Below are 11,703 nucleotides of genomic sequence, written 5' to 3' on the forward strand. Positions count from 1 at the left end.
CACCCGCGATGGCCTTCGCCCTTTTCATCAAGCAGGGAAACCTCCATGAGCCAACCAACACGCGGGGTGATCAGTGAATTGTTCGTCCTGCTCAAACCCTTCCGGCTGATTGTCGCAGGCTCCATCTTCTTGGGCATGTTGGGCGGCCTGAGCATCACCGCCCTGCTGGCCACCATCAACGACGCCCTGAACGCCGCGGCCAAGCCCACGGCCCAGACGCTGATGACGTTCGTGGGACTCTGCGCGGTGGCCCTGCTGACCTCGATTGTTTCCGACATCGGCACCAACCATGTCGGCCAGAACATCATCGCCGGGTTGCGCAAATCCCTCGGCAAGAAAGTGCTGCTGGCGCCCATCGAACAGATCGAGCGCTTTCGCAGCCATCGACTCATCCCGGTGCTGACCCACGACGTCAACACCGTCAGCAATTTCGCGTTTTCGTTCGCACCGCTGGCCATCGCCTTCACCGTGACCCTCGGTTGCCTGGGTTATCTGGCCTACCTGTCACTGCCGATGTTCTTGCTGTTACTGGTGGCACTGGTGATCGGCACGGTCGTGCAATACGTCGCCCGGGGCCGAGGCATCCGGGGTTTTGAAGACGCCCGCGAGGCCGAAGACGCGCTGCAAAAACACTACAGCGCAATCGCCGCCGGGGCCAAGGAGCTGCGTATCCATCGCCCACGCCGCCAGCGCATGTTCAGCCAGCGCATCGAAGCCACCGCCGACTACATCTGCGACACCAATATCCGCTCGGTCAACACCTTCGTGGTGGCCAAGACCTTCGGCTCGATGTTGTTTTTTGTAGTCATCGGCCTGGTGCTGGCCCTGCAATCGCTGTGGCTGGGCACCGACAAGGCCGTGCTCAGCGGTTTCGTGCTGGTGTTGTTGTACATGAAGGGCCCACTGGAATACCTGGTGATGACCTTGCCGGTGATCAGCCGGGCGAACATTGCGTTCAAGCGCATCGCCGAACTGGCCGAACAGTTTTCCTCACCCGAACCGCACCTGCTGCTCAATGACAAGCGTGTCGCCAAGCCGACGATCCAGCAGCTTGAGTTGCGTGACGTGCATTACGCCTTCCCGGCGGTCGACGGCAGCCAAGCCTTTGCCCTTGGACCGGTCAACCTGTCCATTGCCCAGGGCGACATTGTGTTCATCGTCGGCGAGAACGGTGGCGGCAAGACCACGCTGATCAAGCTGCTGCTGGGGCTCTATGCCCCCCAGGGCGGCGACATCCTGCTCGACGGCGAACCGGTGCTGGCGGCCCAACGTGACGATTATCGCCAGTTGTTCACGACGATTTTTGCCGATTACTACCTGTTCGATGAACTGGTCCAGGGCGATCAACAAGTGCCTGAAAATGCCAACCGCTACCTGGAACGCCTGGAAATCGCCCATAAGGTCAGTATCCGCGACGGTGCCTTCAGCACCACCGACCTGTCCACTGGCCAACGCAAACGCCTGGCATTGCTCAACGCCTGGCTGGAAGAACGCCCGGTGCTGGTGTTCGATGAATGGGCCGCTGACCAGGACCCGGTGTTCCGCCGCGTTTTCTATACCGAACTGCTGCCGGAACTGAAGGCGCTGGGCAAAACCATCATCGTCATTTCCCACGACGATCGTTACTTCGCTATCGCCGACCAACTGATCCGGATGCAGGCCGGTCGGGTCGTCAGTGAAAAGGTCCCGGCAGCCTTTGCCTGAGCCTGTCCGACGCAATGCTGTTTACCGCGAGAACACCATGAACGAACTGCTAGATGATGATCTGCTGACGCTGCTGCTGGAGGATGTCGCTGGCGACAGGCAGGAAAGCTCCCCCCGGCTGGACCGCGCGCCCTTGTCTTTCGCCCAGCAACGCTTGTGGTTGGAGCAACAGCGCGACCCGACCCGTTCGGCGTACAACCTGCCACGCGCCCTGCGGCTGACGGGCGAGCTCAATGCCGACGCCCTGGAGCAGGCACTCAATCGCGTCATCGACCGCCACGACATCCTGCGCACCGCGTTCATTGAAATCGACGGCGCCGCGACCCAGGTGGTCGAGCGCCACGCCAGCCTGATCCTGCACCGGGAGAATCTCGGCACGCTCGACCAGCCGGCACGCGCCCTGGCGCTCTCCCAGCGCATCGAGCAGCACGCCCGGCAACCGTTCGATCTCACCCAGGCGCCGCTGATGCGGGCAACGCTGCTGCGGCTGGGCAGCGACGAACATGTGCTGTTGCTCAACATGCATCACATCGTCTCCGATGCCTGGTCCAACACGATCCTCATGCAGGACATGACCCAGGCCTATGCCCAGGCCTTGCTCGGTGATCCGTCAGCGCTGCCGCCGCTGTCCATGCAATACACCGACTACGCCACCCACCAGCGAGGCGAATATTTACAGAGCGCAGCCTGCCAGCGCAGTGGCGAATACTGGAGCAATTACCTGGGCCACGACCTGCCCACGCTGGAGCTGCCCCAGGATTTCCCCCGCGCCACCCGCCAGCAACCGATGGCCGGACGCGTGCATGTGGCGCTTGCCCCGGCAATGACCCGGGCCCTGGAAGCGTTCTGCCAACGCCTGGGGCTGACGCCTTTCGTGGTGGCGCTGGGTGCCTGGCAATTGTTGCTGGGCCGCTACAGCAACCAGAACGACTTCACCGTCGGCGTCCCCAACGCCAACCGCAACAGCCAGGAAAGCCAGGACCTGGTGGGGTTCTTCGTCAGCAGCCAGGTGTATCGGGCACGGATCGACTCGGCCCGCAGCGTGCTGGCGTTTCTTTGGGACTTGCGCGCGCAGTCCCTCGCCGCGCTTGAACATGCCGACTACCCACTGGAGCTGATCCTTGATCAGTTGCAACGTCCCGGCGTACAGGGCGCCAACCCGCTGTTCCAGGTCTTGTTCAACTGGCGCACCGGCACGCCCCCACTGCCGGCGCCGACCCGTGGTCAACTGGCGCTGGAGTTTCTCGATACCGGTGACAGCCAGGCCAAGTTCGACTTGTCGCTGGATGTCGACTATTCACAGCAGCAGATCGTGGCGACATTCCAATACCGCCGCGATCTCTATCGCGCAGACACCATCGAGCGCATGGCCGAGCACTGGCAAAACCTGTTGCGGGGCCTGATCGAGACGCCCGAACGTGCCCTCGGCGAACTGCAATTGCTCAACGCCGATGAACAGCAGCAAACCCTGGACCACTGGAACCGCCAGCCGACCCGACTGCATCGCGGACAGTGCCTGCACCAGTCGATCGAAACCCATGCCGCCGCCACGGGTGACGCCATCGCCCTGACTTTTGAAGGGCAGCACATCAGTTACGCCGAGCTCAACCGACAAGCCAACCAATTGGCCCATCAGCTGATCGCCCAGGGTGTCGGGCCCGACGTGTTGGTCGGCATCGCCGTCGAGCGCACGCCGCAGATGATCATCGGCCTGCTGGCGATCCTCAAGGCCGGTGGTGCCTACGTACCATTGGACCCGGCCTACCCGGCCGACCGCCTGGCCTACATGATCCAGGACAGTGGCGTCACGCAGATCCTGACCCAGGCTCATCTGCGTGAATCGCTGGCGCTGCCCGCTGGCATAGCCTGTCTGCTGCTGGATCAGGTCGATGCTGCTAGCGTCGGTCCCGAGCACAACCCGGATGTGCCGATGCACCCGGATAACCTGGCGTACGTGATCTACACCTCAGGCTCGACCGGCCAGCCCAAAGGCGCATTGCTCGCCCACCACAACGTCAGCCGATTGTTCCAGGCCACGGACCACTGGTTCAGTTTCGGTCAGCAGGACGTCTGGTGCCTGTTTCATTCCTATGCCTTCGATTTTTCCGTGTGGGAGATTTTCGGAGCCCTGCTGCACGGCGGTCGACTGGTCATCGTGCCCCATGCCGTGAGCCGTTCGCCGGAGGATTTCTACGCCCTGCTTTGCCAGGAAAACGTCACGGTGCTCAACCAGACGCCCTCGGCATTCAAGGCGTTGCTACAGGTCGCCTGCGCGCCTCGGCAGCCTCTCGTCCAGCGGTTGCGTCAGGTGATTTTTGGCGGCGAAGCGATTGATGTGCAGAGTCTGCACCCCTGGTTCGAACGGTTCGGCGACCAGACGCCGCAGTTGATCAACATGTATGGCATCACCGAAACGACGGTGCACGTCACTTGGCGACCGCTGTCGATGCATGACGTGCACAGCGAGGCCGCGAGCCCTATCGGAGAGCCTATCGTCGACCTGTCCTGGTACCTGCTCGACGCGCACCTGAACCCGGTGCCCAAGGGTTGCATCGGTGAGCTGCACGTTGGCCGGGCCGGCCTGGCCCGCGGCTACCACCGGCGCGCCGACCTGACCGCCACACGGTTTATCCCCGACCCGTTCGACCCGCTGCCGGGTGGCCGCCTGTATCGCACCGGGGACCTGGCCCGCTACCGCACCGACGGCAGCATCGAATACATCGGGCGCCTGGATCATCAGGTCAAGATCCGTGGATTCCGCATTGAACTGGGTGAAATCCAGGCACGCCTGCAAACCCTGCCGGCGGTGCGCGATGGTGTCGTGTTGACCCACGAAGGCCCCGGCGGCCTGCAACTGGTCGCTTACGTGATTGCCACGCAACCGGCCACGGCCGAGTTACGCGAAGGTCTGTTGGCCGCGCTCAAAGCGCAGTTGCCGGACTACATGGTGCCCAGCCATCTGTTGTTCATCGATCACTTGCCGCTCAATGCCAATGGCAAGCTCGACCGCAAGGCCTTGCCGGAACCGGACGCCCGTCTCTGGCATCCGAATTACCTGGCACCCCGCACGCAGCTGGAAGAAGCCCTGGCGCAGCTCTGGCAACAGTCCCTCAAGGTTGAGCGCGTGGGGATCAATGACAGTTTCTTTGAACTGGGCGGGCATTCGATCCTGGCGATCGAGCTGATTGCCCAGCTCAAGGCCCGCCTGAATATCACCGTGCGGCTGCAGGAGTTGCTGGCCAACCCGAGCGTCGCCGAGCTGGCCCTGTTCATGTCGCAAAAGCACCGCGAACAGAGCCCATGCCTTGTCGAATTGAACAACGCCCCCGCCACGGCACCGCGGTTATTCTGCCTGCATCCCAGCGGAGGCATCGTGTTCTGTTACCAGCCGCTGGCGCGCAAACTCCAACATCGGGCGCGCACCTTTGGCGTCATGCACCGCGGCTTCAGCGAACCCCACGCTGGGCCTGAAGCCTGGCGCGAGATGATTGCCGATTACAGCCAGGAAATCGTCAAGGCCCAGGCGCAAGGCCCCTATTACCTGATGGGCTGGTCGTTGGGCGGCGCTATCGCGCTGGACATCGCGGCGACACTGGAAAGCCAGGGCCACACCGTGAGTTTTCTCGGCTTGGTGGACGCCACGATTCCTGAACATCTGTACCCGGCAACATTGTCGCGTCATCGGCATTTGCCAGGCGCTGAGCAAGTCGACCCGGCCTCCCAGGATCTGCTTGAGGCCATCGAATATTTCGACCTGCTGTTTCCAACCCTCACCGAACGCACGGCGGCTTACCGCCAAGAGCACCCCGCCAGCACGGTCCAGGCCTTCCATGAATGGGCCACCCTTCAGATAGAGCCGGGGCGAGGCGATTTGTTGTCAATCGTGCAGAGCGTCAAGGATGAAGTCATGAACGCCCAGGCGTTCTCCGTGCATGATCGGTTGCTGGAGGCTTTTGTGGGGTTCAGCTTCAAACCGGTGCGGGTACGTCCCAGTTGCTGGTGGACACAGGCGGAGAAAACCCCGGGGGAACTGGCATTCTGCGAAGCCCTGCTCAAGGAATACAGCCTGACGGGTGAGTTGCAATGCTCGGTGCATTCTCCGTTGCGGCATCGCAGTATGATTTTTGATGATGCGTTGCTTGATTCGCTGGTCGAGGGTTTTCTGGCCAGTGCGATTGAAGGGGAAAAGCGCTTAGGGTAGGTGTGTATATCCGTTTCTTCGGTAACGGCGGCTTAGGGTTCCGCCCTGACGGCGGCTCACTTTTGAAAAGCGCAAAAGTAAGCAAAACGCTTTTGCCCCACCACTTGGCACCTCGCCTAGGCTCGGTGTGCCTGAACGAAGGCATTGCTCCGTGGGCCCGCCGCGAAGGGCCATCCATGGCCCAGAGTGTGTCAAAACCCTGAAGCCAACCCTTGCTATGATTTCCCCAGGACTTCATTGCAAGGGCTGCCCATGAAACGCTTCATCCAAGGTGAACATCGAGATCAAACTACCTTGCTCCCCGAGAGCTTGGACGACTACGTCAGCGATACCAATCCGGTGCGCGTTGTCGATGTCTTCGTGGATGAACTCGACCTGATCACCTTGGGTTTTGAAAGCGCTGTCCCCGCTAAAACGGGCCGACCGGCTTATCACCCTGCAGTCATGCTGAAAATCTACATCTACGGCTATCTCAACCGTATCCAGTCAAGCCGGCGTCTTGAGTGCGAGGCGCAGCGCAACGTCGAGTTGATGTGGCTGACCGGTCGCCTGATGCCGGATTTCAAGACCATCGCCAACTTCCGCAAAGACAACTCAAAGGCCATTCGAGGAGTCTGTCGGCAGTTCGTCGTGCTGTGTCAACAACTGGGGCTTTTCTCGGAACATTTCGTTGCCATCGATGGCAGTAAATTCAAGGCGGTGAACCACCGCGACCGCAACTTCACCAGCGCCAAGCTGAAGCGCCGGATGGAAGAGATCGAATCAAGCATTGCCCGTTATCTGAAGGCGCTGGATGAGGCTGATCGGCAAGAGCCCAAGTCTTCAGGGCCCAAAGGCGGCCTGGAAGAGAAGATCGCCAAATTGAAGGAGCAGATGAAGGCGCTCCAGGCGATTGAAATACAGCTTGAAGCATCGCCGGACAAACAGATCTCGCTGACCGACCCGGACGCGCGCTCGATGATGATGACGAGCGGTCATGGCATCGTGGGCTACAACGTGCAGACAGCAGTCGATACCAAACACCATTTGATTGTCGCGCACGAGGTGACCAATGTCGGTCACGACCGTGATCAGCTTAGCTCGATGGCCCAGCAGGCCCGTGAGGCGATGCAAATCGAATCGTTGTCGGTGGTAGCGGACCGAGGGTATTACAAAAGCAGAGAAATCCTGGCCTGTCACGAGGCAGGGATCACCGCTTATGTGCCGAAAACGCTGAGTTCGCGGGCCAAATTTGATGGCCGTTTCGGTAATGACGAGTTTATTTACGACGCGGACAAAAATGTGTATGTCTGCCCCGCCAAGCAAGTGCTGATCTGGCGCAACTCTTATGTCGACAAGGGCAAGAAGCTGGACGTTTACTGGCACTCCAACTGCCAGGCCTGTTCGATAAAGGCGCAATGCACGCCGGCCAGAGAGCGAAAGATTCGGCGCTGGGAACATGAGGCGGTACTGGAGGAAATGCAGGTCCGCCTGAACAATGAGCCGCAGATGATGAGCATCCGCAAGCGAACGGTCGAACACCCCTTCGGGACGCTGAAGCAATGGATGGGGGCGACGCATTTTCTGACGCGGCGGCTGGCTGGGGTAAGCACCGAAATGAGCTTGAATGTGCTCGCTTACAATTGGAAAAGGGTGATGAAAATCCTTGGTGCGCAGGGTCTGATGAAAGCGCTGGCGGCCTGAAGCCTGCCGTTTTGCCCCGTTAATCAAGCCTACGGAGCCTTGCTAGCGCTTGTAGGGGCCGTTTGGAGCTACAAGAGCGCTTTAGGTTTTAATCAATTGGCCAACACCTGTCGGCACTACGTGCCGACGATGTTTTATTTGTTTTTACACACCCTGGGCCCAGCGCGGCTAACCCGGCATCCATGCCGGGTTGCCCACTGCGCAATACCTTCGTTCAGCCAGCGTGGTTAACGGGGCGCCGAGATCAACGTCCAGCGCGAGGCGGCCTAGTAGCCGACCTGGCTCTCCCGGTCGTACGCCCATCAGATCTGCTTGAGCAGAATCTGTGGGAGCAAAGCTTGCTCGCGAGGCGGCCTGACAGCCAGCCTGGCTCTCCCGGTCGTACACCCATCAGATCTGCTTGAGCAGAATCTGTGGGAGCAAAGCTTGCTCGCGAGGCGGCCTGACAGCCGGCCTGGCTCTCCCGGTCGTACACCCATCAGATCTGCTTGAGCAGAATCTGTGGGAGCAAAGCTTGCTCGCGAGGCGGCCTGACAGCCGGCCTGGCTCTCCCGGTCGTACACCCATCAGATCTGCTTGAGCAGAATCTGTGGGAGCAAAGCTTGCTCGCGAGGCGGCCTGACAGCCGGCCTGGCTCTCCCGGTCGTACACCCATCAGATCTGCTTGAGCAGAATCTGTGGGAGCAAAGCTTGCTCGCGAGGCGGCCTGACAGCCAGCCTGGCTCTCCCGGTCGTACACCCATCAGATCTGCTTGAGCAGAATCTGTGGGAGCAAAGCTTGCTCGCGAGGCGGCCTGACAGCCGGCCTGGCTCTCCCGGTCGTACTCCGATCTCATTGTGGGAGCGAGCCTGCTCGCGATGACGCCAGCACAGCCAACATCACCGAAAACTGACCCACCGCTTTCGCGAGTAAGCCCGCTCCCACAGGAGAAACGCGGTCCCACCAAGAACCAGATCGGCTATCAGGCCGCCTCGCGGTGGACGTTGATCTGGGGCGCCCCGTTAACCACGCTGGCTGAACGAAGGCATTGCTCCGTGGGCCCACGGAGCGATGCCTTCGTTCAGGCATGCCGAGCCTAGGCGAGGCACCGAGTGGTGGGGCATGAGCGTTGTGGTTACTTTCGACTGGGCCGGCTTCCGGGCTCTTCAAAAGTGACCCGCTGTAAGAGCGGAACCGCCAGTAGCCACTACCGAAGAAACGGATATGCCCCCTCCCCACGCCCAAAAAAAACGGCGCCTCCCATTCCTGAAAGAAGCGCCATTTTTCCAAGTGAACAGCATTAGGCACAAGACGATTTTCTGGTTCTCGCGCAAATCAGAACTGCGGTTTGTAAGTCACGCTGAACATCAGATTGCGCGGATCACCAAAGTTGTTGTTGCCATTGAGCTGGTTGTAAGCGGACGTTATGTACGTCTTGTCAAACAGGTTGTTGGCATTGACCGCCAAAGCGATTTCCGGCGTCAACTGATAGCCGACACGGGCGTTCCATACGGTGTAACCCGGGATTTCACGATCATAGTCGTAAACCATCGTGTGGCTTTGGGTGGTGAAGCCCAAGCCGGTGCTGACACGGCTCCAGTCGCCAGTGAGCTGGTAGTTGCCCCACACCCGCAGCATGTGTTTCGGCGTCCAGGTGCTGAAGATTTTGCCTTCATTGCTGTCAGTGTCCTCCAAGTACTTGGTAGTGTTGTAAGTGTAGCCCGCGAACAGCTGCAAGTTGTCTATCACTTCACCACTGATCTCAGCATCGATACCCTGACTGCGCACTTTCCCCGCGGCAGAGGAGCAGTTCAGTCCAGTACAGCCGGCGATGGAGACGGCACGGTTCTCGTGGTCATAGCGGAAGACGGCCAGAGAGGTATTGACCCGACCATCCATCAACTCGCCCTTGAGGCCGGTTTCGTAGTTGGTACCGACTATTGGCTTGAGCACCGAACCGCTGGAATCAAGATTGGTCTGCGGCTGGAACACATCGGTATAACTGGCATACACGGCCCATTCACGGCTCAGGTCATAGATGATACCGCCGTAGGGCGTGACCACTCCGGTTTCAGTTCCGGTGCTTGGCGTGTTGGTGACAATACCGTTGGCCGCGGTTTCGGTTTTCGACTTGTAGCTGTAGTCATACCAACTGACCCGGGAACCCAGCACCAACGTCAGGTCGTCGACCGGCTTGACACGCCAGGTGCCGTACACACCTTTCTGGCGGATATCGTACTTACTAAGGGTGCCCTGACCGCCCGCGGCGATCAGACTGTCGTAGCTGATGTCCGGACGGTCATTGTTCAGATCGAAGATGGAGTCGCTTGTGTTGTTGAAGGTACGGGCGTAGCGATCATCCGTCTCCAACTGAGAGAAGTTGCCGCCCAGCATGACTTCCTGCTCCATCGACAAGGCCTCGAACTTGCCGGTCAGGTTCATGTCCAGACCGGCCTTCGTGGACTGGAAATCGGTCGCGAAGTCGGCATATTGCACGCCACTGCCATCCGCCAAGAGACCACCACCCCTTTGGACTCGCTGGTTTTTCGCCTGGTTGTCTTCGGTCATGTACACGGCACCGACCTTGAAGGCCCAGTCATCGTTGAAGCGATGCTCCAGATCGGTGTAATAGGTGGTGACATCGATTTCTGACCGGTTCCAGCGCGCGCCCGTATAGGTCGAACGCGACACGTCCGGCATCGAACCGTCAGCGTAGCGTGGCAAGCCACGGATGTTGCCGCGCGATTCGCCGTTGGATTGGCTGACCGCGAAGCCCAGGGTGGTGTCTTCGTTCAGGTCGACGTCCAGCGCGCCGTACAGCGAATGGGTCTTGCTCCACGCATGGTCGACGAACGAGTTGCTCTGGTCTTCGTCGACGACGATGCGGCCGCGAATGTTGCCGGCCTGGTTCAGCGGGCCGCCGGCGTCCAATTGCAGGCCGTAGTGATCCCAGGAGCCGGCCTTGCCGGTCAAGGTCACGGTGGGTGCGTTCTGGCCACGCTTGCGCACCAGGTTGACGGCACCACCGGGGCTGCCAGTGCCTTGCAGCAGGCCGGAGGCGCCGCGCATGATTTCCAGGCGGTCGAAGAAGATCAGGTCCTGGGTAGCCCAGTTACCCAGCGAATAGGTGTTACGCGGAATCGGCACACCGTCGTACTGCCAATCGTCGATCTGGAAACCGCGGGACGACAGGATCATGCCTTGGCCGACGCCTTGCAGGCCGACGATGCCAGTGGTCTGGTTGACGGCGTCCTTGAGGTTGACCAGGTTCTGGTCATCCATTTGCTTGCGCGTCATCACGGTGATCGACTGGGGAATTTCCTTGAGGGTGTGGGTGCCCTTGCCAATGGTGACGGCGTTACTGGTGTATGAATTGCTGCCTTCGGTGGTCGCGTCCACCGCCTCTGCACTGATGGTGGTCGCGCCCAGTTCGAGGCCTTCACCGGCAGAACCGCGCACCAGCATCAAGGTATTACCCTCAACGCTGTACCGCACCCCCGTGCCCTTGAGCAACTCGGCAATAGCCGCCTGCGGGCTCATCTTGCCGCTGACGCGGGTGCTCTTCAGGTCGGCCATGTCAGCGGCGTTGTAGATCACTTGCTGGTTGGTCTGCTGACCAAACGCTTGCAGTGCCTGGGGCAGTGGTTGCGCAGGAATGTTGATGCTGACGTCTTCAGCCATCACCTGAGCGCTGAGGGGCAGTACGCAGACCAACCCCAGACCGGCCAACACCCGCCGCGAACGCAGGCCGCGGGACATGACAAGTGCCTTGAACAGAGGTTTCAACTCATGAATGGATGACATCGTGCTCTCTATTATTGATAGAAGTAAAAGTCCATGGGGCCGAAGGGCCCGCCGCTCGCCAGCACACGTGAACCCGCACGGTCGATTGCGCCAGGGCAATGTCAGTGCGTGGCCGACCGGCCCCTCCCCGGGCACGGTCATCTGGCTGGACGACGACGAAAGCTTTGCTGGACAAACCCGGTGCCTGGACGTCCTGCCCGACCCGATTTGCCCACATACCTAAGTAAGACGCAGCACCTGCCAAAAACCGGAATGAGTTTATTTATCATTCGCGAAAAAGATTAAAAAAAAGCCGGCGCTGTTGGGCGACGGCCTTTTGTTTCGTGTGATG

Annotated in this window: 4 protein-coding genes; 3 read left to right on the forward strand and 1 reads right to left on the reverse strand. The window is 60.2% G+C overall.

Features of this window, described 5'->3' with window-relative positions; translation table 11 throughout:
* The first annotated feature begins 45 nt into the window (after positions 1-45).
* From GFU70_RS19290 to GFU70_RS19300, 3 genes are all read left to right on the forward strand, one after another.
* Positions 46-1,704, forward strand: coding sequence for a cyclic peptide export ABC transporter (locus GFU70_RS19290; RefSeq protein WP_153388650.1), 1,659 nt, complete (start codon positions 46-48; stop codon positions 1,702-1,704).
* Between the two features lie 37 nt (positions 1,705-1,741).
* Positions 1,742-5,905: a non-ribosomal peptide synthetase gene (locus GFU70_RS19295; RefSeq protein ID WP_153388651.1), complete on the forward strand. Its 4,164-nt coding sequence runs from the start codon at positions 1,742-1,744 to the stop codon at positions 5,903-5,905.
* A 252-nt stretch (positions 5,906-6,157) separates the two neighbouring features.
* Positions 6,158-7,588, forward strand: a complete 1,431-nt coding sequence (locus GFU70_RS19300; protein WP_116641313.1) for an IS1182 family transposase — start codon at positions 6,158-6,160, stop codon at positions 7,586-7,588.
* Positions 7,589-8,903: 1,315 nt separating this feature from the next.
* Here GFU70_RS19300 and GFU70_RS19305 read toward each other — a convergent pair.
* Positions 8,904-11,372, reverse strand: a complete 2,469-nt coding sequence (locus GFU70_RS19305; RefSeq protein ID WP_153388652.1) for a TonB-dependent siderophore receptor — start codon at positions 11,370-11,372, stop codon at positions 8,904-8,906.
* Positions 11,373-11,703 lie beyond the last annotated feature (331 nt).

Source organism: Pseudomonas brassicacearum, from assembly GCF_009601685.2.
Classification (GTDB): domain Bacteria; phylum Pseudomonadota; class Gammaproteobacteria; order Pseudomonadales; family Pseudomonadaceae; genus Aquipseudomonas; species Aquipseudomonas kilonensis_B.

Coding starts and splice junctions, on each gene's coding strand:
- GFU70_RS19290 (WP_153388650.1), top strand. CDS start 46: ATGAGCCAACCAACACGCGGGGTGATCAGTGAATTGTTCGTCCTGCTC.
- GFU70_RS19295 (WP_153388651.1), top strand. CDS start 1,742: ATGAACGAACTGCTAGATGATGATCTGCTGACGCTGCTGCTGGAGGAT.
- GFU70_RS19300 (WP_116641313.1), top strand. CDS start 6,158: ATGAAACGCTTCATCCAAGGTGAACATCGAGATCAAACTACCTTGCTC.
- GFU70_RS19305 (WP_153388652.1), bottom strand. CDS start 11,372: ATGTCATCCATTCATGAGTTGAAACCTCTGTTCAAGGCACTTGTCATG.